Source organism: Anaerobacillus sp. 63XJN7_5_ISO-PGPR-S23-430 (genome assembly GCF_056173695.1).
Map to the genome: position 1 here is coordinate 2,337,413 of NZ_CM149686.1, position 26,360 is coordinate 2,363,772.

The window sequence follows — 26,360 nt, forward strand, 5'->3', positions numbered from 1 at the left end:
ACCATCCACCTCCTATTTCTTTCGTAGCATCGGGACTTGAATACCTTTCTCTTCTGCTGTTTTCCTTGCTAGTTCATACCCCGCGTCAACGTGTCGAATGACACCCATACCAGGATCAGTTGTTAACACACGTTCAAGACGTTTTTCCGCTTCTTTTGTGCCATCTGCTACAATGACCATCCCTGCATGGAGAGAATATCCCATTCCAACACCGCCACCGTGGTGAACGCTGACCCAACTTGCTCCACCTACACTATTAATCATGGCATTCAAAATGGGCCAGTCGGCTACAGCATCGCTTCCATCTTTCATGGCTTCTGTTTCTCGATTTGGTGAAGCTACAGAGCCAGAGTCAAGATGATCACGTCCAATCACAATTGGTGCACTCAATTCTCCGCTCGCTACCATATCATTTATAATTTTTCCGAATTTAGCTCGTTCTCCATAGCCGAGCCAACAAATACGTGAGGGAAGTCCCTGGAAACTAATTTTCTTCCTTGCCATTCGAATCCAATTGCACAAGTGTTCATTATGACTAAACTCTTTTAAAATCACTTCATCTGTTTTATAAATATCTTCTGGATTTCCCGACAAAGCTACCCAGCGAAATGGACCCTTTCCTTCACAAAATTGCGGGCGAATATAAGCCGGTACAAAACCTGGAAAATCGAATGCATTTTGAATCCCTTCGTCTTTTGCCACTTGACGAATGTTATTTCCATAATCAAAGGTGATGGCTCCGAGTTTTTGCATATCAAGCATAGCTTGAACGTGTGTAGCGATACTTTTCTTTGCCAGCTTATTATATTGGACTGGATTTTCTATCCTTAACTTATTCGCTTCTATTAGATCTAATTTCACTGGAATATATCCATTAAGGGGATCATGTGCCGAAGTCTGATCTGTTAGAATATCTGGAATAAAACCCTTTTCGATCATTTTAGGTAACATCTCTGCTGCATTACCAAGTAAACCAATCGAAAGCGCTTCTCCTTTGTCACTTGCATTCTTCGCCATTTCAATCGCTTTAGCAAGACTATTAGTAGAAGTATCAAGATAGTTTGTTTCAATTCTCCGCTCCATTCGCTTTGAATCCATTTCTATCGCAATACAAACGCCACCATTAAGAGTTACAGCTAGCGGTTGAGCAGCCCCCATCCCGCCTAAGCCAGCTGTTAGGGTAATCGTATTCTTTAAAGTTCCATTGAAATGCTGTTTGGCGCATTCACCAAACGTCTCATATGTCCCCTGTACAATTCCCTGACTTCCAATGTAGATCCAGCTGCCAGCCGTCATCTGGCCATACATCATTAACCCTTTTCGATCAAGCTCATGAAAGTGCTCCCAATTGGCCCATGCCGGAACTAAATTAGAGTTAGCAATTAATACCTTCGGAGCATCTTTATGAGTTCTGAAAACAGCAACCGGCTTTCCAGACTGTATTAACAACGTTTCATCATTTTCCAACACTTTTAACGAATTCACGATCGCCTCATAACAATCCCAGTTACGTGCCGCTTTTCCTATTCCTCCATATACAACAAGTTCATCTGGATTTTCTGCCACATCAGAATGTAGATTATTACTAAGCATCCGTAAAGCTGCCTCCTGAACCCAGCCTTTTGTATGAAGCTCTGTGCCTCTATACTGCGTCACTCTCTTTGATTTGATATCCGACATACTCCCCATCCTTTCGAAATGCGTTCATATTGAAATCGTAGCATGACAATCACTATGGAAATAGATGACCAATTTTCGAATAATAGCACATTATTTATAAAAAACGATATCAGTTTAAGCTGCTATCAAAACGAATAGTAATTATTTTATAAAGAGTAATTAAGCTATTTCCATCACATGATTAAAAGTAACCCGAGTCGGGTAAGTTTCATGAATGTAGGGAACCATCTGTTTAAGAACGTCTATGAAAATAGAAAAAGCGATATTTTATATCGGTTTTATTAGTATTCTGTTATCTAAGAAATTCCGTGTTATGTATGACGTAATATTGGGAAGAGTATAGGTGGTTGCTTTATTAAAGTTTAGAATCAAAAAGGAGTGGAGAACATGAATAACAGTCAATTTGACAAAACCAAGAACGGAAAAGGATTTATCGCAGCGTTAGACCAAAGTGGTGGTAGTACTCCTAAGGCGCTCGCAGAATATGGCGTTCCTGAAGATTCCTACTCTAACGAAGATGAAATGTTTGACCGAGTACATCAGATGCGTACAAGAATTATTACTTCACCCGCTTTTAGTGGAGACCAAATTCTAGGCGCTATCTTATTCGAACAAACAATGGACCGCGAAATCGAAGGAAAGTATACAGCAGACTTTCTTGCAGACAAAGGGATCGTTCCTTTCCTAAAAGTGGATAAAGGACTAGCAGATCAAGAGAATGGCGTACAGCTTATGAAACCAATTCATGATTTAGATGAGACGCTAGGTCGTGCATCTGAGCGAAAGATTTTTGGAACTAAAATGCGCTCTGTCATCCATGAGCCTAATCCAAGTGGCATTAAAGCAGTCGTAGATCAGCAGTTTGAAATCGCCAAACGAATTTTAGCGACTGATATTATGCCAATTATTGAACCAGAAGTTAATATTCATAGTGAAAGCAAAGAGAAATCTGAAGAGATTTTGCGAGATGAAATTTTGAAGCAACTCAATGATTTATCTGAAGATCAAAATGTCATGCTAAAGCTTTCAATTCCAACGCGAGCAAATGCTTACAAAGAATTGATTGAACATCCACGCGTTCTTCGCGTTGTAGCACTTTCAGGCGGCTATTCTCGTGATGAAGCCAATGAAAAACTGAAAGAAAATGATGGTCTGATTGCAAGCTTTTCGAGAGCATTAGCAGCTGATTTAAATGCGAATCAGTCTGATGCAGAATTTAATGAAGCGTTGCAAAGTGCGGTTGATTCCATTTATGATGCTTCAGTTAATAAAAAATAGTAACAAGAAGATATAGTAGTGTATTTCTTTTATCAATATGAAACGGGTGCGAATACGAGAATGTATTCGCACCCGTTTGTTATGTGGAGAATTTCTTGACTTTCGGTTCATTCGACTGAAACCGTCGATACTCTCCTGGAGTTTGCCCTGCGACTTCTTTAAAAACTCGACTAAAATAGTTCGGGCTCTTAAATCCTGATTCACGCGCAATGAATTGAATAGTTTCTTGTGTAGTCATGAGCAACTCTTTTGCTTTTTGAATACGGGTATACGTTAATATTTCACGAAACGACCGTCCATATTTTTGTGTTAATGTATGGCTTAGGTAAGCTGGATTGCGAAGGACATGATTAGCTACTTCTTCTAATGATAGATTAGGATCATTGGAATGATCATCAATGTAAGCGAGCGTTTCCTCAATGATATTTCTTTTTAAAGGTGGGTTATCGGCTAATTGATGAAGAAGTTGTGTGATGAATAATATTAAGTCCTGTACAATTCGGTAGAGTACAGAACTATATAATATCGATTCAAACACTTCTTTATACAAAGTTTCATTACGGACATCCGTCAACCCTTTTCGAACCATAAATCTTCGAATTTGAGCAAGAATGCTTGTTAAACGTGTTCGAAGCAATCCTGGGTCTGGATATGGAGGTTCCATTCCATAAAATTGCTCATACATCCACTTTTTCATTTCATCTACACAAGATTCATCAAGCATGAAAACCCACTTCCGCTGTTCTGTAATCGTCAAAAATGGATCTATCTCCTCCCAGGCTTCATCTTGATCAGCACGAAGAATTTGTTGGTAGCCAGTGAAGAACACCATTTCCATAACTTTCTTTAACTTCATATAAATTTGGTGTAGTGACAGATCTGACTTCCCATGATGCACCGCTATTACGAGGGACGATTCATTCAACTGCTCCCACTCCCGTAAGAAGCGCTGTGCCTGACTATTTGAATCTGGAATGGCATTCTCAAATACAACCACGATTCGATCACTGGTTGAAAAGACAAGGGGCTTGTTATAAAAATCAAATTGATCTATAAACTGACGCAACTCCTCAAGATAATCGCTTTTTTCTAACTTCATTAAATATACTGGAAAGTGATGGTTTACTTGATCATCAATAAACAATGATTTATACCAAACTCTTTCGTATGCCTCTCCTCCTAACAGTGTCTTATTTACCGCTTTAGCATTACGAAAGGCTTTTTGCAGAGATGTTTTCACCTCTAGGGGAGAAAGCGGTTTCACGATTAAGTCTATTGCACCGATTTCAATCGCTTCTTTTGCCCGTTCAAACGTTGGTTCTGCCGTCACAGCAATAACTTCACCTGCATACCGGTTAATAAAAGTTTTCATAAGACCCCACTTCCCCCTGGGGATCATATCTAATTCAATGAAAACCACATCTGGTAATTCCCTTTCTAACATAGTCATCACTTCTGTTAGATGGTTCGCAGTTATGAATAAGGAAATAGGAAAGGAATACTTTGAAATTAACCATTCTAATCCGCTCAGTTCTCGTGAATCACGGTCTGAAATTAATAGTTTGTACATAGATCTTTCTCACCTACTTTTTACTTACCATTTCGTTTAATCTACCTTACATCATCAGCGGATTATCCTTTGTTAAAAAATTCACTTATTTCAACTTTCTTTATCATTCATTTTGTCAAAATAATGCACATATCACAATGTTTTTTCATCATTCATATAAACTCTTTTATGACAAAACAAAAAAGGACATGCTAGTCATTTAGCAATCCTTCTTATTCTTCATTATAAGTTTAAGACTTCTTCATTCACCTTTACCAAGTACAGCAGTAACACCCCATACTTTATCGTATGCTCCGTAGCCATTTAACCCAATATCGAGGTCATGGAAATAGCGATGTAGCATTTGCACATCCTTTTGACTTGCATGCTCAACGTAACGAAGCGCGATGGATTTGATCTCCTGAAGGTCTCTTTCAAGATCCTTGTCCTCATTGTTTGCATAGAAATTTATATAAGAAACGATTTCAATAGCTTTATCGGTTTGATCATTTATATTCAAATTTGATATTTCTCCAAATCCTGTTGTCTGATTGTAATAGGCATGATTCGCTGCAATAAATGCATTCACGTTTTCCAAATCTGTCTTTTCAGGAAGAAGAGAGGCAATATCCTTCATTTCTTCCTTCGAATAAACTTGTCTATCCTCCAAAACCGACGATACAAGTTCCTTACTTGAAGTTTGCACATTTTCGTTTATGGAAAATAGGGCATAAATGGTAAGGGCCAAGCTACCTAGTGTCGCTAGACCAAGTATGATGAATCTTAGTCTGGTATTCATCAAGACATAGCCTCCCTTATTATGATGAAACTGATCTTTAACGCAACAAAAGCGATATCTCATAAGCTAATCGATATCGCTTTTGGCTATACGGCATGAGTGGAATGGTTCATCTTATTGATCTCCTAAAGTAACGGTGACACCAAAGGTATCTTCGTGGTCGTAGTTGTTCAGCGCTTTATCAAGATCATGAAAATACCTATGAATTTCTCGAACCTCTGACGTCGTAATCTCTATACTAGCAAGAGCCTTAATCGCCATTAAGTCCTTCTTAAGATCGTCATGATCTACACCAATTTCTAAAAACACATTAATATAAGCTACAGCAGCATCCGCTTGAACTTGTTGGGCTTCTATGTCCATCGGACGATCAATCATGCCATAGCCTGTTGTTCGATTGTAAAAAGCATGAAAATCTCCGACAAACTCTTCCACTTGTTTATATTCGGCCGGGAATGATGCAGCAGATACCACTTGATCATTCGCTTTCACTTTTGTACCATTCACTTCGGTATGCAGTGAGAAAATATAAATATAGAGAGCCGCAAATGTAGCAGCGACGAGGAGACTGAGTATGGAAAACATCACCTTAACCTGATCCATTTCATCTTCCCCCATTCGGATTTCTCTCTACTCTATTACAATTCCTTATTTCGCAAATCCGAATATATTTTTAATTTTCGTTACGCCCCATTTAGGATCATGTGATCTACTTTCATCACGGAAGCGATCCTGCACCACCGCCATCAGTCTTTCTTCTCGAGCTGACATATGATCTTCAGCAATTTTTCTTTCTTTTGTCACCTCAAATTGATAAAACTCACGCTCATCGACTGAAATATCAGCAAGATTATCGATTTTTTTACCGATAGAATTGAGTTCCATTTGATTAATAGTTGCATGAGCATCTGATGCAGTCGCTATTTCTTCATGAACAATTTCATGAACCTGATGGACAATATCCTTCTCCAACCGTTTAACCGTTTCATCGATTTTCAGTAGTTTCTTCACTTCATCAGATTCAACAAAGGAGACAATTTTTGAGAGAGATGATTGAATATCAGTCTGATCAGCAGGATTGTTAATCGGTTCAGGAGTATTTTCAATTCCTTTTCCTTGTTGATCCAATGCATTAATAATGACCTCATCTTCGGCATGGCTTTCCTTCATATTTTTAATTAATTGAAGCACTTCAATATCGCCAATTGTATACGTCCGAGCGTTGTTTTCATCACGTGGTATAGTTAAAAACGGAGCAAATTGCTCTTCCCATAATTTCAGTGTATGACGAGACACGTTCAACATGGAAGCCACCCTGGAAATCATCAAAGTATTATTCATCTTCATCATTCCTCCCCGTTGATTTTATAATGAGTTATTCCATACCTCTACACCAGTTTTCCTGCCAGATGACAAAGGTTCTTATCAACAGACAGAGACTCTTAAATATAGCGCTAATCTACCAAACCCTCCCCGTTTGTTGTAATGTTTTGAAACGGTTTAACAGCATTGGACGAATCATGACACCATTTTTCCTTCAGAGAAAGATATCGACATTAAGTTTGTTTTGTTAGTTGCTTAAATTCGTTGTATATGATGTAGCAGAATTGACTAGTGGACCTTATCCAAAAGAAAGACGACACTTAAATCCTTAGTGGATCAGGTGTCGTCTTTCATAAATAATAGGTTGATTTTATACTCGTGTAAAAAAGATGAAGGTACTAAGAAACCCTTAGTAGACATTTTAGGCAGAGTTCTGAAGAATATCTTTTATATCATTCAAGTGTCCAATTAATGATAATGCTGGAACAAGAACATATAGGAAACCTTGGAACAGAACTCTCTTCTGTGATTTTTATCTAAGAAGCTCGAATCCTCCCCAGAATATCGCCACCATGATAGGGATGAAGAAGAAGGGGTATTGAGTCTGTTGTTGATTGACCAGATCTTTAAGAAGTTCAACCTTCCATTCCTCACCTTTTTGTGGTTCATAGGTAATTCTATCCTCTTTCAGCCCCAAGACGTTATGAGATTGTAGAACTAGCGTATCCTCTTTTGCTTCTAGCCCTGCGTAACCGAGCGGTGAATATCCCAGCGGATATGCGATTAAATAAGACTAGACAGATGCAATCATTAGAAGGGGGCTATAGACAAGGATACGCCTCACTTTCCTCAAAACTTTTTCATAATCTTTCAACTAAAAGTAAATAGCTTGCGAGTATTTTTATGTCCTATTTTCTTAAACCACAACAAATATGATAGAGCTCCTAAAATACAATTTGAACGATAAATAGCCAATTGGTGTTGGAATTGTATTTATTAGAAATGGGTTCCTAGCTTATCTTCACCTAGATAATCCCTAAAGTTCCACTTTCTTAAATCCACCAGCATAATTCCCAAAAAGCTAACTAGAATAGGAACAAACTCTGCAAAAAAAGGGCCCGTTTATCCAATACTGATGAACGGGCCCTTTTTTTTATTCAATTCAAGCTAATGTTTACTCATACTCATTTTTTATTGACGAATTGATTTTAACTGCTCACTCAAATCTTTTGTCTGAACATATACGGATTGATAAATCGAAAACATTTTTTTATATGCTTTTACATTAGCTTGATTCGGAGTGAAACGTTCTTTCACTTTTATAAAGGAATCACTGCAGGATTCAAGTGTAGAAAACCAGTTACAACCCACAGCTGCTAGCATCGCCGCCCCAAGGGCTGGCCCCTCTTCACTCTCATGCTTTACAACAGTAGCATCAAAAATGTCCGCCTGCATTTGTAGCCAGGAATCATTCTTTGCCCCACCACCAATAGAAACAATTTCTTGAATGTCTTTTCCATTTTCTCTAAAAATAGAAAGTGACTCCTTCAACGAAAAAGTGACCCCTTCTAATACTGCTTTTACAAAATGAGTTCTAGTGTGTGAAGCATCCATTCCGATAAAACTGCCTCGTATGGATGAATCCGCATGCGGCGTTCTCTCTCCGGCCAAATATGGCGTAAAGAGCAATCCATTCGCACCTGCAGGGATATTGTCGATAGAAGAAAGCAATTCATCGAATGGCACTCCTTCGGCAAATTGGTCTCGAAACCAGTTCAGACTCTGACCTGCGGAAAGCGTGACCCCCATTGTATAATAAGCACCCGGCTTACTATGATTAAAAAAGTGAACCTTGCCGTTAAAATCAAGCTGATTGCGATCTTCATATGACAAAATGATGCCAGAAGTTCCAATACTACAGAGTGTTTTACCATTTCTAAGAATCCCAGCTCCAATAGCCCCGCATGCATTGTCAGCACCACCAGCAAAGATTTCTACATTATCCAAGCCTTTCACTAATCCCTTTGTTATATTACCGACTTTGGCAGTAGATTCAATCAACGGTGGGCATAGGGATAGACTGATGTTAGTCTTGGAAGTGACTTCTTCACTCCATTTATGCCCACTAATATCCATCATCAAGGTCCCGGCTGCATCGGAATACTCCATCTGGAGCTCGCCTGTTAAACGATAACGTACATAATCTTTTGGAAGGAGGAAAACCTTAGTTCTAGCGTATAAATCTGGTTCATTCTCTTTCACCCAAAGTAATTTAGGAAGTGTAAATCCTTCGAGCGCAGGGTTATGGGTGATTTCAAGCAACCTCTTTTCCCCCACAAGTTTCTCAATCGTTCGGCATTGTTCAGTAGTTCTTGTATCATTCCAGAGAATGGCCTGCCGAAGAGGCTTATTATCTTGATCCAGTAATACAAGCCCATGCATTTGCCCAGAGAAACTCATTCCTTCAATAATTGCCGAGGAAGGAAGTTGTCGGGTAATCTCCTCCAAAGCATGAAGGGTTTGTTCCACCCAATCGTCAGGGTTTTGCTCGCTGTATCCAGACTTCGGTTGATGAAGCGGATATGTCTTTGATACTTCTGCTTGAACTTGCCCAGTTCGATCTACAGCGATGACTTTGACTGCACTTGTGCCTAGATCGACTCCAATAACATAGCTCATGGTGCTTCCTCCTTTCCCTCAACCATTTACTATAAGTTTCATTCTTTAACTTATACACGAACATTTGAAAAAGCATTTAGTAAATATGAGTTAATCTCACCTTTTAGTTTTTCCATACGTCCTGATTTTGTCTCAATTTCATTAAGTCCTAAAGCATATTTCTCGAGCTTATGAAAGTCCGTCTTTCCTTCGATAATTTCTTTCCCAATACCTTCTGAGAAACTACGATAGCGATCCGAAATAAAATTCTCAAGAATTCGATCCTCTAACATTTGATGAGCCGCCTTTAATCCAATTGCAAAGCTATCCATCCCAGCAATATGGGCGTGGAAAAGATCGTCAGGATCGAAGGAGTTCCGACGAACCTTAGCATCAAAGTTCAAGCCACCTTTTCCAAGTCCATCATTTTTTAATATCTCATACATTGCGAGAGTAGTAGCGTACAAATCCGTTGGGAATTCATCAGTATCCCACCCAAGAAGCGTATCACCTTGATTAGCATCCACAGATCCTAGCATGCCATTTATTCGAGCGGTATGGAGTTCGTGTTCAAACGTGTGACCTGCCAACGTCGCATGATTCGCTTCGATATTGAATTTAAAATGGTTCTGCAAATCATATTTTTGAAGAAATGATAGAGATGTAGCTACATCAAAATCATATTGATGCTTTGATGGTTCTTTTGGTTTCGGTTCAATAAGAAATTGTCCGGTAAAATTAATTTCGTTTGCATAATCAAGCGCCATGTGGAAAAAGCGTGCTAGGTTGTCTAGTTCAAGCTTCATATCTGTGTTAAGCAAAGTTTCATATCCTTCACGTCCACCCCAGAATACATAATTCTCTGCGCCAAGCTCTTTCCCAACTTCCAGTCCTTTCTTCACTTTTGCTGCTGCATAAGCAAACACGTCTGCTTCAGAGGTGGTCGCAGCTCCGTGAGTGAATCGCGGATGGGTGAACATGTTTGCCGTATTCCACAACAGCTTTGTAGAGCTTGTTTTCATGTAGTCTTTTATCATCTTAACGATGGTATCGAGGTTATTATATGACTCTTTAAGTGTTTCTCCTTCAGGAGCTATATCTACGTCATGAAAACAGAAAAATGGCGCATCTAGCTTATCAAACAGTTCAAATGCAGCTTCGACCCTTGCTTTTGCTTGATCCATACCGCTGTATTCACTCCATGGACGTATCATCGTGCCGGCACCAAATGGATCAGCACCATCTGCAGTGAATGTATGCCAGTAAGCAACCGAAAAACGAAGATGTTCTTTCATCGTTTTATGACCAATTTTTTCATTCGGGTTGTAATATTTGAATGCAAACGGGTTTGTGGATTGTGCTCCCTCATACTGAATACGATTAATGTTGTTAAAATAACCCAAAATAATCTCCTCCTCAAATAAAATTAGCTAACCAATGCGTACACTTACCCTACCTGTTACTGGATAAGAACTTCATGATGTAAAGCAGAGAACATGGTGTCACCTACAGTAAAAAAATCCTTTAAACTTATCTAGTTTCTAATGACTTTATGTAACTGCTTTCACCCAAAAGTATAGCACCCCTACATTAGTTTGTCTATTAGATAAACTAAGTTTAAAATTACTAAAGTGAACAATATTAATAATTTAGTCAAATAGATACTAGTTGTAGAGGCAGTTATATCATTAATAGTTGATTTGGAAAAATAAGACTCCATCACTAGTAAGAGATTACTCATCCAATGGTATTTCTCTTTCACGAATGCACTTACAGTCAACTTAATTTTCTGCTTCTACCGATCTTCTTTACTTAAAAAAATGGGGTACGATCCGCCCCCCCTCTGTAAGTCATTTATATTGCTAGCCATATATACTCCTCCAAATATTGCTTCTGCTTGCCTCAACGTTCTTATATTGATCGGATTTCATTATATCCCTCCCCCCAAATTAGGAAGTCGTAAATGCTGCTATATTAACTTAGACGACGATATAACATTCATCTATCCTACTCAAATTCATAGAAAATTCATTTCAAACACTACGATAGCAGTTAACAAATAACGAGGAGTATCAGGCTATTGTGATATACTTTTTTTAGTTTATAGTAATCTAAACACATAAGCTAATAGCTATGTTTTAAGACGGGGGTATAGAAATGACAAATACATTTAATGCTTTTTATAGTACCTTTGAGTGGATTACGAAACTAGCTCTTCTCAATTTGCTTTGGTTACTATTTTCATTAGGAGGAGGGATTCTACTTGGGATCTTCCCTTCTACGCTTGCTATGTTTGCTGTTATTAGACAATGGTTAAAAGGAAATACACAGTTATCAATCAGTAAATCATTCTGGCATTATTATAAAGCAGATTTTTGGAAAGGAAATATTCTAGGAGCAATTTTATATTTCTTGATTGGCTTTATCTGTCTTGATTTGTTTTACATCAAGCAGATACATCCAGTTCAATGGACTTATATTCCTTTGTTCGCTTTTATTCTATTGATTGGACTACTATTCTTATACATTTTCCCTACTTTTGTTCATTTCGAAATTAAGCTGAGCACTGTCTTCAAAAATACTTTCTTTATAATGTTGCTTAGCCCCTTAACTACGATAATGATGGTTATTTGTCTAACGTCTATCTATTTTATAATTAAACTACTACCTGCACTAGCGTTTATCTTCGGAGGAAGTGCAACAGCTTTCATTCTTATGTGGCTATCTCTTCATGCATTTTCTAAAGTAACCAGTAAAAACTCGATTCAACATCTATGAGAACTTACAAACATGCTCCAGTGATTTCTAACATAAATAAAAATAAACCTATAGTTAGTTTATCCACTATACAAACTAAGAAACCTCTGATAAAATGAAAACATTGCAAGCGATTTCATTTGAAGGGAGGAAAGAGTAGATATTCTCTACTCTGTAAAAAAATGGAACTAAGACGGAGCATTTACATTATGTTAATCACCCTTGTTGCAACTTTAGGAGGACTTTTATTCGGTTACGATACGGCAGTAATTTCTGGGGCAGAAGGGTCACTACAGACATACTTCTCAGATCATTTACAGCTTAGCTCGCTGGTTCACGGACTTACTGTATCAAGTGCGTTAATTGGCTGTATCATCGGTGGGGTTTTATCAGGTTACTTTTCCAAAAAGATTGGCAGAAAATATTCTCTTATACTAGCTGCTGTACTCTTTTTACTATCAGCTCTCGGCTCAGCTTATCCCGAATTTTTGTTTTTTGGCTATGGTGAGGAGCCGACTTACTCTTTGTTAATTATGTTTAATCTTTATAGAATCATAGGTGGGATCGGGGTTGGATTAGCCTCAGCTGTTTCTCCAATGTACATTGGAGAAATCGCTCCATCTAATATAAGAGGAACGTTAGTATCTCTTAACCAATTCGCTATTATTTTCGGGATGCTCGTCGTCTATTTCGTTAACTGGGGCATCGCTAAGGGGCACCCCCTAGAATGGATGAATGATATAGGCTGGAGGTATATGTTTGCTTCTGAAGCTATCCCAGCTCTATTATTCTTGTTGCTATTGTTTACGGTGCCTAAGACACCAAGGTACCTCGTATCTATCAATAAAAATGAAGAAGCGTTTGCTATCCTTTCAAAAATTCATGATCAAACGATGGCTAAGGCAACCCTATATGAGATAAAAAATTCATTTGACACGAATAAAGCAAAACTCTTTGCTTTTGGGAAAACCATCGTATTTATAGGTATTTTGCTATCTATTTTCCAACAGTTTGTAGGGATAAATGTCGCTCTCTATTATGCACCACGAATCTTTGAAAGCATGGGAGCAGCACGAGACGCCTCAATGGTTCAGACGATTATCATGGGATTAGTCAATGTGATCTTTACGATTATCGCCATCTTAACGGTTGACAAATGGGGCAGAAAACCCCTTCTCATTGTCGGCTCAATCGGTATGACAATCGGAATGTTCGGCGTAGCTGGAATGGCTTTCTCTGGCATTATCGGTATTGCCACTTTAGTTTTCATTATTATTTATACAGCTTCCTTTATGATGTCCTGGGGACCGATCGTTTGGGTATTAATTTCAGAAATTTTCCCGAACAAAATCCGAGGACAAGCCGTCGCAATCGCAGTTGCTGCTCAATGGGCGGCTAACTACTTAATCTCTTCTACTTATCCTATGATGATGGAAGTAAGCGGTGGTCTTACATACTCTTTTTATGGAATTATGAGTATTCTATCAGCCATTTTTGTTTGGAAGTTTGTTCCTGAAACAAAAGGTAAATCATTAGAAGAATTAGAAATGCTTTTACGAAAAAAAGGTAATAAGGAAAAGAAATTGGCCTAATCTCATGAAAGCTCCTCGCTTCTCGGGGAGCTTGTTCATTGTAATGTTCCCACACTTAGCAAAACAAAAGGACGAAACCTAATCGGTTTCGTCCTTTTGTCAGTATTATTTCTTTTCTTCTAACCATAGAATACTTGTAACTCCTCGGGGATAATATTTACTTCCTGTTATTTCACCAGAGATAATCTGGTCACTCCAGCTCCAAACTGACAATTCTGGATGTGTCAGCCATTTCACATGCGCCGCATCCGCTTTTGCTCCGTTTTCATCAACGTGATGCAATATTTCACGAGCAATAAATTGAGAAAGATACACTTTACTAAGCCAGGAGTTGTTACTAGTAGAGGAAATTTTCCACCCTCCATCTTCAAACTTACACACGCCTTCTTTTAGAACCGTATCAAGATGTGCTTTTAAAACCCTAATGTACTCCCCAAATCTTCCTTCCGGATCAAGAGCTTCTTTACAATTCGTATAATATGGAAAGATTAGCCCTTCAATTGCAGGAATAATTCTAGAATCATTATTCTCCCCAATCACAGCAGGGATATAGCCTGAATCCGTCAAATGACTTGCCATCGTATGAGCACTTTTCTCTGCTTGTTTTCCAGCTAATGTAGCCAGCTCTTTTTCCCTTTGTTCTGAAAAAATCTTTTCTAGCGCGACATAGGCCGCCCACATTTTCCCTCCAAGGTAAATATTATTCCTAGCCTGCCCTAAGGAAACGTCCAAACTATCATACGTCGTAATTTCTGCTCCGCCCATAACACGACTTGAATCCAGCCCCAGCAATCCGTTGCGCTGAACTGGGTCTGGATGGTCGCGATTTAACATACTCTCGAAACAGCTTTTAAAAATAGTTAAGTTTTCTAATAACCATTGTTCGTCATGGGTTTGTTCAATATAAACTGACGCAGTGAGTACCCAGTTAACCAGCTGCTCCCCTGTCATATGAGAGAAACATCCATCAATCCCGTAAACTTCATAAGAAGAGTAGTGTGGACGACTAATCGTATTCGCTACGCCCATATCATGAGTGAAACTGATTCCACCTGGATACAGTTCTTCTTCATTTGGAAAACGAACTTGATCTTCATAACTGAATCTATCAATGAACATATCCAATTCATTCTTCACTGTCCAAGGATTCATTTTCATCTCAAAAAACAACTGATCCACTGTTAAATCAAATGTATTCATCATGCGATATTCGCCTTCATTAACTACCCAGAAAGGCTTCCCTTCATGTTCAAGTAATTGAGTATTTCCATAATAACTACGGACCGCATGGGCCATCATGAACTTCTGATCGTTCGATAAATTTGCTTCACTAATCATCGCATTGCTTTGCAGTGCCCGTTGTTTCAGCTCATCAAAGTTTCCAATGGCGAAGTTTGCTACGCTTTCTATGTTTGAAAAGTATTTTGTGTAGAAATAAGAAGTATCCATACCAGCTGTCACAATTCCACCTCGATAGAAGCAGATGGCAAATTTATACGTCGCTTTTTCCCCTGGTGGAACATCAGCAATAAGCGTACCTACTGGTCCGAGACCAAACGTCCAATTTTCCTCGAAAGGAGTAGTTAGGATATTTTCCATACTAAAGTGCATAGCTGACTTCGTTTCAGCCTTCTTACTTGCTATAGCCGTTATTCTTCCTTCACCGATACCTGCCAATTCTTCTGCCGTATCATCCAATCGCCGCATCGAAGAATAGGGGTCGCTCCCTTCGTATCCAAAAAAGGCTCGACGCTTTCTCTCTCCCTTTGTATTATCAATGGTTAATTCTGCTAGAACTGCTGGGACAAGCGTTCGTTTCAATTCCTCTTCGCTTGCTGTTTCTGGATTCTCTACTGTATGAACCTGTGAATACACCGTAAATGTTAAATCACCTGCTTTCCAGGTATCCGTACATAGTTGAAAATCTCGTTCAACTTGGTCTTTGGGAAAGGAAATAATGATGTTAGGATTGTCTGGGTTAGGATCCGGGTTCTCAATATCATACCGCTTACTCTCATCGTCATTCGCATCAAAGAATGGAAGAGCATCATAATGACCTTCTTGCTTCAGTGATTCCAGTCCAACGTATATGTTCTTCCTCGGTGAACGCCCTAGTTCTAAATCGAGTCCACCACCATTACCCCCATAACCAAATGTAAAACTTGAGAAAGCACCAATCGGTGAATGATGAGCATTAAAAAAATTGTTTTCTGGCATAACTATCCCTCTCTTTTCCTATAATAGGCTATCCTTTAACTGCACTAGATGATATTCCTTCTACAACCTTGTTACTGAAAAAAATAAATGCAATTAAAATCGGTAGCACACTAATGATCAAAGTAGCTCCGATTGCCCCCCAATCCGTCATGTACTGACCAATGAAATTCTGAATACCAACCGTTAACGTCTTGTACTTATCTGAGCTAATAAACGTGTTAACAAATACAAACTCATTCCAGTTATAAATCATATTAATAATTACGGTTGTAGACATAACTGGAATCGTCATTGGCAAAATAATTCTAAAAAACAATCTATGAATAGAACAACCGTCAATAATCGCTGCTTCTTCGATCTCACGGGGCAACGTATAATAGAATCCTAGTAAAATCATCATTGTGATCGGTAAGTTATATGCCGTATAAGTGATAACAATAGACAATGGATGATCAATCAAATTCACATTTAAAAACATATTAAACAATGGAATGAGAGCTGAATGAATCGGAATCATCAAACCAATCATAAATAAGCCCAGTACTAGTTTGCTGAATTTCCAATTCATTCTTGTTATCGCGAAAGTAGTCATACTTGCTAATAGCACTGTTAATAGGATGGCTACCGCTGTAATCCATACACTATTGAAGAAATATAGGGCAATCCCTCCATCCCAAACCTTCTGGTAGTTTTCCCAATTAAACTTGCTGGGAAAGGAAAAAGGAGATCCCGAAAAAATCTCTTGATTATCTTTCAGAGAGAATAAGAACAACCAAATGATTGGATATATTTGAAATAAACCTAATATCCCTAAGCAGAGATAGAGCAAGACATAACCTAAACGATTCATAAAAGAAGCCCTCCTAGTACTGGATATTTTCATCCGATTCCGTCAGTTTACGAATGATGAGTGTCACGACCAACGTTATTAGAAGAAGCATAAAACCTACCGCGCTTCCATAGCCAAACTCATAATTTGAAAAAGCTAGCTTATACATATAGGAAGCCATAACTTCACTAGCCCCGTTCGGCCCTCCGCCAGTCATAACGTAAATGAGATCAAAATATTTTAAAGAACCTACAATGGCAAGTACGACAGTCACTTTTACGACGCCCATAATAAGAGGAAGTTTTATTTTATAAGCGATTTGCAGAGCTGATGCCCCATCAATCCTTGCAGCTTCAATAATCGAATCTGGAATATTCTTAAGCGCAGCATAATAGATCAATATGTAAAACCCTGCATACTGCCATAGAATTGGGATAAAAATGGCGTATAATACAAGCGTAGGCTCCGCTAACCATGAAGGCGGATTATCAATTCCAATCCCTATAAGAATACTATTCAGTATCCCATTATTTGGATTGTAGACTTTAATCCATAGCTGTGCGATCGCAACAGAAGATAAAAGCATAGGGATCAAATAGATTTTCCTCAATAGATCGGCACCTTTTATCTTCGATACGAGGATAAGAGAAATGGCCAGATAGATAATCAAACTGAGTGTTGAAAACAATGCAAGAAGAAAAGAATGTAGAGCACTATCCCAAAACTTATCATCCTGAATAACATTGATATAATTATCCATTCCAATAAATTTCATCGCACTTATACCATCCCAATCCATTAACCCATAATAACCACTCAATAGTAACGGAATGAAGATGAGGATCCCTATTAATAACAGAGATGGTAGAACGTATAACGCAATGACAAACTTATTCGACATAACTTTATTCATAACCACAACTCCATACTGTTCAGATTAGAAAATGCTACCTACTCGCTCGAGAGGACGACCACATTATTTTCATTGAAAAAATTAATATGTTTAAACAAAATACAAAGTAAATTTGAGACGCCTCTTTATTAACTATTTTTGTTATTAGAAAGGAAAGAAACTGGCCTCACTTACAATAGAGGCCAGCTATACTTTTATTTCCCATTACTCAGAATCTGAGAGTGCTTTCTCGTGCAACTTCGCAAACTCTTTCGGTGTAATTTCTCCTCCGAAAAGCGCCTGAATGGCATCAAGGTGAATCTGGGCCACCTCTGGCTTCATTTGCACATCTGCGAACAAAGTGATATTACTAGATTCATTTAATTCATTCAGTACATCGTTGTACATATCTGGAAGCTCTAGATTTTCACTATTCACTTTGGTTGCAGGGATTACGCCAGCTTCTTCTACAGACTTCTCTCCCCACTTCTCTACGAAGAATTTAACGAATTCCTTCGATTCCTCTTTCACATCCGAATTTTCCGCTACAAAAAGCCCAACACCTGGACCACCAACGAAACTATTCTCAACACCACTACCTTCAACTGTTGGAAATTTAAAGAAATCAACTGAATCTCTAAACTCCTGAGGAACATCTTCATTCGTCGTGTAGTTTGGTAGATCCCAAGTTGCAATTAAATACATAGCAGCTTGTCCGTTCATAAACATACTTTTGGCTTCTTCATCTGACAGGCCATTAAACCCCTTCTCAAACGCTCCCATGTCTACAAGGTTTTGAACCTTTTCTGCTGCTGACACTAAGGCCGGGTCTTCAAAAGTGCCAGAACGATCAATAGCTTTAGTTAACACGTCTGATCCACCAATTCGATCTGCAAGATACATGTACCACAATGAGCCAGTCCATCTATCTTTATTTCCTAGTGCGATTGGTTCCACATTATTTTCATTCAATGTTTTTACTACGTTTTTTAATTCTTCATACGTTTTAGGCGCCTTAAGACCATACTTCTCAAAAATCGCTTTGTTATAGAAGACAGTTGCAATATTTAATTCAAGTGGAAGTCCGTACGTCTTTCCATCAATCCCATATGCCTCAGTTGTACCTGAGACAAATTGATCTTTTAATCCATCATCCAGAACATCATCTAGCGGTGTAAACATCTCACCATCCACATAAGGTTCCAAAAATCCTGCCGGCCAAGTCATTCCTACATCGGGTAGCTGTTCTGACGTAGATAATACTTTTAACTTATCTTTATATTGTTCATTACTAAGCACTTCAAGGTTAACGTTCACATCCGGGTTTTCTTTTTCAAAATCCGAAATGATTTCGCTTACAATTCTATTGTGATCTTTAGAACTCCCTTCAGGCCAAAGGTGCATGAAATCAATCGTTTTCGTATCACCACTCGATTCTTCATTACTACTTGAAGAAGCACAACCTGTAGCTAGTAAGACCGTGAATATAACCATCACAAAAAATGTAACCGCTTTCTTATAACCCATCTAAAATCCCCCTCATAATTAATAAACCGCTTTCCGTAAATTCAGAATAGCAAATGTATTTATGTTTGTCTACTGGATAAACTAAGTTTATGTTAGAATACTGGTAAGAAGTTAATCGAAAAGGGGAACAAAATGAAAATGACACTAAACCACACTTGGAATCAACACGTTGTAAAAAGAGGGAATAAATCGATCGTACTACAAGTAATAAAAGACAATACTCCGATTTCACGAGCGGATATAGCGAAAATGACCGGGCTTAATAAAAGTACTGTTTCCTCTCTTGTCAGCGAGCTCCTTCTCGAAGATTTGATATATGAATCTGGCCCTGGAAAATCGAGTGGTGGCAGAAGACCCGTTATGCTTCTGTTCAACGAGCTTGCCGGTTTTTCAATTGGAATTGATCTAGGTGTAAACTACATGTTAGGCATCTTAACAGATTTAAATGGCAACATTGTCAAAGAGGAAAAGTTGAATTTCTATGATTTAACATATAAAAAAATTGAGTCTCAACTCATTGCCATGATCAAGAGTCTTTCAATGAACACTCCTTCATGCAAATATGGTGTAATAGGAATTGGAATTGGCGTACCAGGAATTGTGAATAAAGACGGCGAAATTTTATTAGCTCCAAACCTGGGGTGGAAGAACATTAGGTTAAAAACCATTATTGAAGATGAGTTTGCCATTCCAGTTATCATCGAAAATGAAGCAAATGCTGGAGCATATGGCGAAAAGAAATTCGGAGTTGGTCAGGCATTTGATAATATTGTATATGTTAGTGCTGGAATTGGAATTGGCGTTGGTTTACTCTTGAACGGTAAACTTTATCAGGGTCATGAGGGTTTTTCAGGAGAGATGGGCCACATGACAATTGATGTGAATGGCCTCGAATGTCGCTGCGGGAATAAGGGGTGCTGGGAATTATATGCTTCCGAGAATACTTTGCTTAAAAAAGCTAAAGAATTAAAGTTAAACCCACACAAAGGAAAAGAACTTTGTTTAGATGCATTAATTAAACTGGCTAATACGGATCAGCGTTCTGCTGATTTGTTTGAAGAAATAGGAACTTACCTTGGAATCGGCATTAACAATATCATAAATATATTCAATCCGGAACAAGTTATCATAGGAAATCGTCTCGCTTCAGCCAAAAAATGGCTAAAAAAACCAATAAACAAACATATCAAGGATCATACACAAAGATTTCAACAAAAAGGACTTAGGATTGATTTTTCTGAGCATTCAACTCATTCTTCTGCCCTAGGCGTAGTAGCCTTTACAGTTGAAAACTTTCTTCAGATCGATTTAGTTAATTAAAAGAGAGCACCGCTTTACTTGCTACCTAGTATGTTACTTATCGGAAAAGAGAAACAGTCAATAGTTGTTCTTTTTTCCGATTTTTAATGGATAATCAATTCGATAAATACATGCATGTGAGTGCTATTATCATAACAAATGTTCAAACATTTTAGCTCTTCTATTGTCATTTGATCTCCCGCTCAATAAAACTCACCTTTAATCGCCTAATGTAAAAGTTATATTATCTTTCCTCTCTTGAGTAAACAGTATTTACATCACCCTTCCCCATTCTTACAAATGCAAGTGATTCTTCCCCATACATTTCAATTATTCCTTCATCATAAAGAATCTGATCATTCGGCTACATCGACAGCTTGCAATCTTCTCACCGTTCATACCCCTTGCTGACGTTTCTTTTACAATCCTTTTAAATCGGTGATGTTAAAAATCGCTGACTGTGGAATAATTATTACACTCCTAAAGTTAGTTAATTAAATAACAAAATGATAAGTAGAATGATAGTTAAAATTAACAAACAAAAGATGGTATTCCTCAGAATTTGATTCTCTTTTTGCCTTTCTTTCTTTCCTGCTGAACCGTAAAAATGAGGAAAAAACAGAATAATAATCCATTGTGGTATCGATAGTCCAAGCATTAATGGCAACTCAGCTTTTAACCGAAACGGCTCGCCTTCAATCAGTGTAATAATATAAATAACAATTCCTACTACAACAGGGCAGAGTATGATATAAATCAACTTTTGCAATTTTGTTTTTAATATAGATTTTTCATTGTGGTATTCTCCCATAATTCCCCTCCCATGCCTTAGTTTTCTCTTCTCAAACCCAAACTAATTGCCACTAACACGGACTTGTCTATGAACTTTATTCCAGATAACCCCGAGTTTACGGAACATCGATATGTGTTAACGGTGTTTTCAACTACTGGTTTGTATCCGTAGGACAGAAGCCATTACTCCTATGAGGCAAGATGAAAAATAGTGAAAGATCCGGAATTATTCCAAGATACGGTAGAATTGTACATTCCGGAGCTGCAGTGATCATGGTTAATAAGATAACCTTATCTAGTCTTACGGTATTCAAATATAATCCTCTTAAAGCAAATCAATACTTTTATTAGCGTCTTATTATTTAACGCTATTTCAATCTTACTGAACGTTGGATTAATACCAATTATTTCAAAAGAATCCACATAACTCAATCTTTAATTCCAGTTAAAAGGAGCCTATCTTTTTAAAGATAATCGTAGAAGAAGTCGTAAAAGAACATGTGAATGTGACTTTTTCTAATTGTTAGATTAGAACTCCGTTATATAGCGGAATTCTTTTCTACTTTACTGGCATTGAAGAAGCCACTCCATTCCCCTTCAAGTATATAAAAACCCTCTGAAAACATTCAGAGGGTTAAATGAATTATTTTACACCTTTCATCAATTTCTGGATCTTAGGTGAAAGTAGGAATAGTGCAATACTCAATATGATTGCCATACCTCCGATTGCCCCGAAGTACAGCGTTTCTGTTTCTGGTGTATAGAAACGAACAAGTTGTGCATTCAATGCTTGTGCGGCAGCTGAAGCTAAGAACCATAGACTCATAGTTTGAGCAGAGAAAGCTTCTGGAGCTAATTTGGTTGTGGCAGAAAGACCTACTGGTGATAAGCATAGCTCACCAAGCACAACGATAAAATAGCTAAGCACAAGCCATAATGGACTTACTAGTGAATCCTCTCCTCCCAAATATACAGGCAGTAGTATCACTAAGAATGATAAACCAGCAAACAATAGACCAAATGAAAACTTCTTAGGAATCGATGGTTGACGATTGCCAAGTTTCACCCACATCCAAGCAAATACTGGAGCTAATAGAATGATAAATAACGGGTTTAACGATTGGAACCAAGCTGGGGATATACTGATTCCCATGAATTCCAGTTCAGTTCGTTTATCTGCGTAAACTGCAAGGATGGTTGAACCCTGTTCTTGAATTGCCCAGAACATAACAGCTGCAATAAATAATGGAATGTAAGCGATGACTCTGGAACGTTCAGTTTGCGTTGTTTTCGGACTATAATACATCACGATAAAGTAAATGGTTGGAACGACGATACCGAAGATGCCTACTAAATTAATAAATACGTTTAATGTAAATAAGCCAGCAGGAATCGTAATACCTAAAATAATAGTAAGACCAACCACAACTAACCCTGCGATTAATCCATATTTCTTCTTCTCAGATGGCGCAAGCGGGTTTGGAACATAAGTACCAGCTAGACCAAGATTCTTTTTCTTAGTTAACATGAATACAACAAGACCTACGAACATACCGACAGCTGCAACTGCAAATCCCCAATGGAATCCTTTTGTTTCCATAAGCTTACCAACGATTAGCGGGGCAATGAATGCACCAAGGTTGATACCCATATAGAAAATACTGAAAGCTGCATCGCGGCGCGTGTCACTTTCGCTGTACATTTCTCCAACCACAGTTGAAACATTCGGTTTTAATAGTCCTGTTCCCACAACGATCAATACCATGGAAACAAAGAACATAGCTAAACTTCCTGGAAATGATAATGCAATATGACCAAACATGATGAATATTCCACCGTAGAAAACGGCTTTCGAAGTTCCGAATATCCTATCTGCCAACCAGCCTCCGATTACTCCGGACATATATACAAGTGAACCATAAATCGACATGATTGCTAAAGCTGTGTTTTGCTCTAGACCCAGACCGCCTTTTGAAACCTCATAGTACATGTAGAATACAAGGATGGCACGCATTCCGTAATAGGAAAAGCGCTCCCAAAATTCTGTGAAGAATAAAGTGAATAATCCCTTCGGATGTCCAAAGAAACCTTTTTGAGGGACGCTATCCACAATTTTCTGTTTATTCAATGATGACATGTTACTACCTCCCTTATTCCTTTACTATAATATTTTAATATTTTAATAAAGTCAAAAATAGTTTGAAACCCTTTAATATAAACAAAAACATTTTTTGTTTTTCAAATATTAAGTTATTTTAAGATAATTAAAAATTTATTAAGGTACTGTAATAAATATGAAAATAAGCCCGCCATCCAATTTGAACGGCAGACTTATTCTCATTTTCATTACTTTATTATGTTTAAGTACACATGATAACATTTCAATCTCTTGATCTAGGTTTGTCACGTTAACATTTGACTCGTTTAAAATTTTTTTAGGGATGGTGCAGATACTTCCTCTCCAGTTACCTTTGCTTGATCATTATGTGAATGAATTAACGCTGTTTTTCATGATTGCTCATCGAGCGATACAAGTATGAGTATGCGGATACCAACATCATCCATTTTATTTATCATAAATATTCCTTGTTCCTTCTCATAATAATCATCAGGTTTTAATACAACTTTTACGATATCATATATAGTAGAAAGTATCCTTATCACCAGAAAGAGAGGTTAATGTTTTCTTTAAGTTGATCTGATATGTAAAAAAACGTTGAGCGTACGATTAATGAAGATCGGTCTTCAACCTCTACTGTGCTCCTTTATGACAGCATTTTTCCGAATTAACGGAACTAAAACGACAGACTTTGAAAAAGAGTAAGGGTTATAACTAATGTAGATAAAGAACCAGCAGACAGTAATGTTATCATTTTCCACCAGTTTATTTCCTTTGAAGGTTTTACAGCCTCTTTAGACACCGTAACCCATATAGCCATAGATACTATAACTAAGATAAAAATAACTTCTTTAGACATATTTGACACCTCCATAATTTTTCTTAAGTAAACTTCCCTGGGTATTAATTCCAATTATTTCAAATCAGGAAGCATAACTCAATCTTTATTTCAGATAAATGGAGCTTATCTTAATACAAGTAAGCTCCGAGTTTATTGGAAACTATGATACTACTTTACAATCCTTTCTTCTAATTCGCTCCCTTGCTGCTAAAAAAACCAGACAAAAGATTTTTTGCCTGGGGTTACTTACTATCATACTGTTTTATCCAAACGTGTATCCATCAAATACCTTCAAACCTTCGTCATTCAATACTTGTTCTACCACTGAAGGTTTAAGTGGGCTTTTAGTAAATACATCTTTACAGGAAATCATTATGTTGTCACCTGCTATTTGTGCTAATTGATCGTGTGTAACGCTATATACTAATTTACCTAGATTTGACCAAACCATTGCACCTGAACACATTACACAAGGCTCGCAGCTAGTGTACAGAGTGTATTCCTCCAAATCAAATAGCTGATTCTCTGAACAAAAATCTCTGATTAGACCTATTTCTGCATGGTAGGTAGGATCTGAGTGGGTATGTACTTTATTCTCAGCAACTTTTACAATTTCATTGCCTTTAACCAGGATTGCACCAAAAGGTTCGTTTCCTTCTGCTCTTGATTTTGAAGCTTGTTGGATAGCTATTTTCATGTAATATTCATCGTTGTACGTCATAGAAGCTCTCCATTCCCTGTTGAATTATCCCTCATTATAAAGGAAGTACATCTCACTTGCCATCCTTCTCTAAACAAACGCCTCAAATCTCCCATGTCATAAATGAATGAAAGAAATTCCGATGAATTACTATCAATTGGTAGGCTAGTATCCCAAGTCTTAACCTTATCTCCAATAACAAATTGACTACCTGTATATTCGTTGAAGATTGTATTATTTGTGTACTACAAATCTATTTATAGATAAGCTCCGATTTTACTGGAAAATTTGAATTCAAGAAATCCTCAGATTTTGAGCTAAGCCACCTGTAGTTTAAGAATTTTTTTTTACTTCATTCTCAACGACCTTGAATACCTTAGAGTATATTCCTTTTACATTATCTTGTTGAACTTCACTGTTTTTAATTGGGTATGCAAGTTTCCAACCACGATAGCCTTTTTCTTCTCCCTCATACAAAATTCCTGATATAAAATTTTGCGTACCATTAATCCTTTCCGCTTCTTCTTCATAAGACACGGGATTTTCTAAATCTTGAAAAGGTATAGTATTTGCTCGCGAGCCTACAAAGAAGAATGGAATGTTTTTACTCTTATACATTTCTACATATTTTGATTTTGAAGCATCAGATAAATGGTCTTCCATAATGAATACTGCATCATACTTTCTTAAGTTTGAATGATGTAACTCACTTAGAGATAATTCATTAAAATTTATCTGTTCCTCTCTAACATTAGGTTGTTCACCAACAACTGCAATCTTTAACAGCACGCCATCATATGGCTCTTCTTTTACATTATTCGTTTGACAAGCACTCAAAAGAAATAACATCAATGTTAAAATAGTTAAAAGTAATTTTTTTGATTTTATAATAACTACCCATCCTCTCATCTTCTACACACCAACATATCATTTTGACTTTACTGAACTCTACTATCCAATTTGTTTGAGAACTTCAGAATCCATATACACCTCCCATTAACTGACCTTTTACTAGCTAAAACAAAATAGAGCGTAATCCTTTTAGATTAACGCTCCTATATAATAGAAGAGTGTTTATGTATTTATTTCTTCAAGAACGCTCTAATAATATAAATAACAGCTACGATAGGTATTACCGTAACAAAAATCAACATTATAGAAGCAGCACCCATATCCATATAATCCCCCTATTTCATTACCATTTAAATGATTGAGACACTACTAAATTAAATGTAACAAGCACTAGCCTATCCGTTAGCTAAAGAAAAATCACAAAACATAAAGATATAATTGCTGCTATCTTTGCGTCCTTCCTGACTGTGGTTCTTATTGTGGGTACCCATCTTATATTTCCAGACAGGCTAATCAATCTTGCAATCAAAAACAAAATGAGAAAATACATAAAAAAATAAACCAATCATAAAATCACCCTTACTGCATTGTAGATAAAATTAATTCAAACGGCTCCGTGAGCACAATAAGTGATACCAAAATTTTAGCTATCGCTT

20 protein-coding genes are annotated in these 26,360 nt (G+C 37.5%); 4 read left to right on the plus strand and 16 right to left on the minus strand.

The window, feature by feature from the left end:
* Positions 1 to 12: 12 nt before the first annotated feature.
* On the minus strand, positions 13 to 1,680 hold the full coding sequence (hutU, locus tag AC0VYJ_RS12335; RefSeq protein ID WP_475365310.1) for a urocanate hydratase: 1,668 nt from the start codon (positions 1,678 to 1,680) through the stop codon (positions 13 to 15).
* A 387-nt stretch (positions 1,681 to 2,067) separates the two neighbouring features.
* Between hutU and AC0VYJ_RS12340 the strand changes: the two genes are divergently transcribed.
* On the plus strand, positions 2,068 to 2,958 hold the full coding sequence (locus AC0VYJ_RS12340; RefSeq protein WP_475365311.1) for a fructose bisphosphate aldolase: 891 nt from the start codon (positions 2,068 to 2,070) through the stop codon (positions 2,956 to 2,958).
* Positions 2,959 to 3,037: 79 nt separating this feature from the next.
* On the opposite strand, the gene AC0VYJ_RS12345 is transcribed toward AC0VYJ_RS12340, so the two are convergent.
* From AC0VYJ_RS12345 to xylA, 6 genes are all read right to left on the minus strand, one after another.
* Positions 3,038 to 4,528, minus strand: a complete 1,491-nt coding sequence (locus tag AC0VYJ_RS12345) for a helix-turn-helix domain-containing protein (RefSeq protein ID WP_475365312.1) — start codon at positions 4,526 to 4,528, stop codon at positions 3,038 to 3,040.
* A 241-nt stretch (positions 4,529 to 4,769) separates the two neighbouring features.
* Positions 4,770 to 5,306: a hypothetical protein gene (locus AC0VYJ_RS12350; RefSeq protein ID WP_475365313.1), complete on the minus strand. Its 537-nt coding sequence runs from the start codon at positions 5,304 to 5,306 to the stop codon at positions 4,770 to 4,772.
* A gap of 114 nt (positions 5,307 to 5,420) precedes the next feature.
* Complete coding sequence (locus AC0VYJ_RS12355; protein ID WP_194221835.1) at positions 5,421 to 5,909, minus strand: hypothetical protein; 489 nt, start codon at positions 5,907 to 5,909, stop codon at positions 5,421 to 5,423.
* Between the two features lie 45 nt (positions 5,910 to 5,954).
* The gene (locus AC0VYJ_RS12360) at positions 5,955 to 6,647 is read right to left on the minus strand and encodes a MerR family transcriptional regulator (RefSeq protein ID WP_194221836.1); all 693 of its coding nucleotides are present in this window, start codon (positions 6,645 to 6,647) and stop codon (positions 5,955 to 5,957) included.
* A 1,173-nt stretch (positions 6,648 to 7,820) separates the two neighbouring features.
* Positions 7,821 to 9,308, minus strand: coding sequence for a xylulokinase (xylB, locus tag AC0VYJ_RS12365; RefSeq protein ID WP_475365314.1), 1,488 nt, complete (start codon positions 9,306 to 9,308; stop codon positions 7,821 to 7,823).
* Positions 9,309 to 9,358: 50 nt separating this feature from the next.
* Positions 9,359 to 10,690, minus strand: a complete 1,332-nt coding sequence (gene xylA / locus AC0VYJ_RS12370) for a xylose isomerase (RefSeq protein WP_475365315.1) — start codon at positions 10,688 to 10,690, stop codon at positions 9,359 to 9,361.
* A gap of 754 nt (positions 10,691 to 11,444) precedes the next feature.
* Here xylA and AC0VYJ_RS12375 point away from each other — a divergent pair.
* Together AC0VYJ_RS12375 and xylE are read left to right on the plus strand one after the other, a co-directional pair.
* A complete protein-coding gene (locus AC0VYJ_RS12375; protein ID WP_475365316.1) occupies positions 11,445 to 12,065 on the plus strand; it encodes a YesL family protein in 621 nt (206 codons plus the stop codon).
* A 188-nt stretch (positions 12,066 to 12,253) separates the two neighbouring features.
* On the plus strand, positions 12,254 to 13,636 hold the full coding sequence (gene xylE, locus AC0VYJ_RS12380; protein WP_475365317.1) for a D-xylose transporter XylE: 1,383 nt from the start codon (positions 12,254 to 12,256) through the stop codon (positions 13,634 to 13,636).
* Positions 13,637 to 13,741: 105 nt separating this feature from the next.
* On the opposite strand, the gene AC0VYJ_RS12385 is transcribed toward xylE, so the two are convergent.
* From AC0VYJ_RS12385 to AC0VYJ_RS12400, 4 genes are all read right to left on the minus strand, one after another.
* Positions 13,742 to 15,853 (minus strand): glycoside hydrolase family 52 protein, encoded by a 2,112-nt coding sequence (locus tag AC0VYJ_RS12385; RefSeq protein ID WP_475365318.1) that lies wholly within the window; start codon positions 15,851 to 15,853, stop codon positions 13,742 to 13,744.
* Positions 15,854 to 15,881: 28 nt separating this feature from the next.
* Positions 15,882 to 16,703, minus strand: coding sequence for a carbohydrate ABC transporter permease (locus AC0VYJ_RS12390; RefSeq protein WP_475365319.1), 822 nt, complete (start codon positions 16,701 to 16,703; stop codon positions 15,882 to 15,884).
* 13 nt (positions 16,704 to 16,716) lie between these two features.
* The gene (locus tag AC0VYJ_RS12395; protein WP_430242945.1) at positions 16,717 to 17,595 is read right to left on the minus strand and encodes a carbohydrate ABC transporter permease; all 879 of its coding nucleotides are present in this window, start codon (positions 17,593 to 17,595) and stop codon (positions 16,717 to 16,719) included.
* 204 nt (positions 17,596 to 17,799) lie between these two features.
* Entirely contained in the window at positions 17,800 to 19,101 is a 1,302-nt protein-coding gene (locus tag AC0VYJ_RS12400) for an extracellular solute-binding protein (RefSeq protein WP_475365320.1), read from the minus strand.
* Positions 19,102 to 19,239: 138 nt separating this feature from the next.
* Between AC0VYJ_RS12400 and AC0VYJ_RS12405 the strand changes: the two genes are divergently transcribed.
* Positions 19,240 to 20,421 carry an ROK family protein gene (locus AC0VYJ_RS12405; protein WP_475367487.1) on the plus strand — a complete coding sequence of 394 codons (1,182 nt, stop codon included), beginning with the start codon at positions 19,240 to 19,242 and terminating at the stop codon, positions 20,419 to 20,421.
* 469 nt (positions 20,422 to 20,890) lie between these two features.
* Here the strand turns inward: AC0VYJ_RS12405 and AC0VYJ_RS12410 are convergent, their stop codons facing one another.
* The 5 genes from AC0VYJ_RS12410 to AC0VYJ_RS12430 form a co-directional block, all read right to left on the minus strand.
* Complete coding sequence (locus AC0VYJ_RS12410; protein WP_475365321.1) at positions 20,891 to 21,211, minus strand: hypothetical protein; 321 nt, start codon at positions 21,209 to 21,211, stop codon at positions 20,891 to 20,893.
* Between the two features lie 624 nt (positions 21,212 to 21,835).
* On the minus strand, positions 21,836 to 23,329 hold the full coding sequence (locus tag AC0VYJ_RS12415; RefSeq protein ID WP_475365322.1) for a peptide MFS transporter: 1,494 nt from the start codon (positions 23,327 to 23,329) through the stop codon (positions 21,836 to 21,838).
* 658 nt (positions 23,330 to 23,987) lie between these two features.
* The gene (locus tag AC0VYJ_RS12420; RefSeq protein WP_430242953.1) at positions 23,988 to 24,170 is read right to left on the minus strand and encodes a hypothetical protein; all 183 of its coding nucleotides are present in this window, start codon (positions 24,168 to 24,170) and stop codon (positions 23,988 to 23,990) included.
* A 244-nt stretch (positions 24,171 to 24,414) separates the two neighbouring features.
* Positions 24,415 to 24,873, minus strand: a complete 459-nt coding sequence (locus AC0VYJ_RS12425; RefSeq protein ID WP_430242955.1) for a nucleoside deaminase — start codon at positions 24,871 to 24,873, stop codon at positions 24,415 to 24,417.
* Between the two features lie 312 nt (positions 24,874 to 25,185).
* The gene (locus AC0VYJ_RS12430) at positions 25,186 to 25,761 is read right to left on the minus strand and encodes a hypothetical protein (RefSeq protein ID WP_475365323.1); all 576 of its coding nucleotides are present in this window, start codon (positions 25,759 to 25,761) and stop codon (positions 25,186 to 25,188) included.
* Positions 25,762 to 26,360 lie beyond the last annotated feature (599 nt).

What these genes read in the sequence shown, in the direction of transcription:
- hutU (WP_475365310.1), bottom strand. Translation starts at nt 1,680, where the DNA reads ATGTCGGATATCAAATCAAAGAGAGTGACGCAGTATAGAGGCACAGAG.
- AC0VYJ_RS12340 (WP_475365311.1), top strand. Translation starts at nt 2,068, where the DNA reads ATGAATAACAGTCAATTTGACAAAACCAAGAACGGAAAAGGATTTATC.
- AC0VYJ_RS12345 (WP_475365312.1), bottom strand. Translation starts at nt 4,528, where the DNA reads ATGTACAAACTATTAATTTCAGACCGTGATTCACGAGAACTGAGCGGA.
- AC0VYJ_RS12350 (WP_475365313.1), bottom strand. Translation starts at nt 5,306, where the DNA reads ATGAATACCAGACTAAGATTCATCATACTTGGTCTAGCGACACTAGGT.
- AC0VYJ_RS12355 (WP_194221835.1), bottom strand. Translation starts at nt 5,909, where the DNA reads ATGGATCAGGTTAAGGTGATGTTTTCCATACTCAGTCTCCTCGTCGCT.
- AC0VYJ_RS12360 (WP_194221836.1), bottom strand. Translation starts at nt 6,647, where the DNA reads ATGAATAATACTTTGATGATTTCCAGGGTGGCTTCCATGTTGAACGTG.
- xylB (WP_475365314.1), bottom strand. Translation starts at nt 9,308, where the DNA reads ATGAGCTATGTTATTGGAGTCGATCTAGGCACAAGTGCAGTCAAAGTC.
- AC0VYJ_RS12375 (WP_475365316.1), top strand. Translation starts at nt 11,445, where the DNA reads ATGACAAATACATTTAATGCTTTTTATAGTACCTTTGAGTGGATTACG.
- xylE (WP_475365317.1), top strand. Translation starts at nt 12,254, where the DNA reads ATGTTAATCACCCTTGTTGCAACTTTAGGAGGACTTTTATTCGGTTAC.
- AC0VYJ_RS12385 (WP_475365318.1), bottom strand. Translation starts at nt 15,853, where the DNA reads ATGCCAGAAAACAATTTTTTTAATGCTCATCATTCACCGATTGGTGCT.
- AC0VYJ_RS12390 (WP_475365319.1), bottom strand. Translation starts at nt 16,703, where the DNA reads ATGAATCGTTTAGGTTATGTCTTGCTCTATCTCTGCTTAGGGATATTA.
- AC0VYJ_RS12395 (WP_430242945.1), bottom strand. Translation starts at nt 17,595, where the DNA reads ATGAATAAAGTTATGTCGAATAAGTTTGTCATTGCGTTATACGTTCTA.
- AC0VYJ_RS12400 (WP_475365320.1), bottom strand. Translation starts at nt 19,101, where the DNA reads ATGGGTTATAAGAAAGCGGTTACATTTTTTGTGATGGTTATATTCACG.
- AC0VYJ_RS12405 (WP_475367487.1), top strand. Translation starts at nt 19,240, where the DNA reads ATGACACTAAACCACACTTGGAATCAACACGTTGTAAAAAGAGGGAAT.
- AC0VYJ_RS12410 (WP_475365321.1), bottom strand. Translation starts at nt 21,211, where the DNA reads ATGGGAGAATACCACAATGAAAAATCTATATTAAAAACAAAATTGCAA.
- AC0VYJ_RS12415 (WP_475365322.1), bottom strand. Translation starts at nt 23,329, where the DNA reads ATGTCATCATTGAATAAACAGAAAATTGTGGATAGCGTCCCTCAAAAA.
- AC0VYJ_RS12420 (WP_430242953.1), bottom strand. Translation starts at nt 24,170, where the DNA reads ATGTCTAAAGAAGTTATTTTTATCTTAGTTATAGTATCTATGGCTATA.
- AC0VYJ_RS12425 (WP_430242955.1), bottom strand. Translation starts at nt 24,873, where the DNA reads ATGACGTACAACGATGAATATTACATGAAAATAGCTATCCAACAAGCT.
- AC0VYJ_RS12430 (WP_475365323.1), bottom strand. Translation starts at nt 25,761, where the DNA reads ATGAGAGGATGGGTAGTTATTATAAAATCAAAAAAATTACTTTTAACT.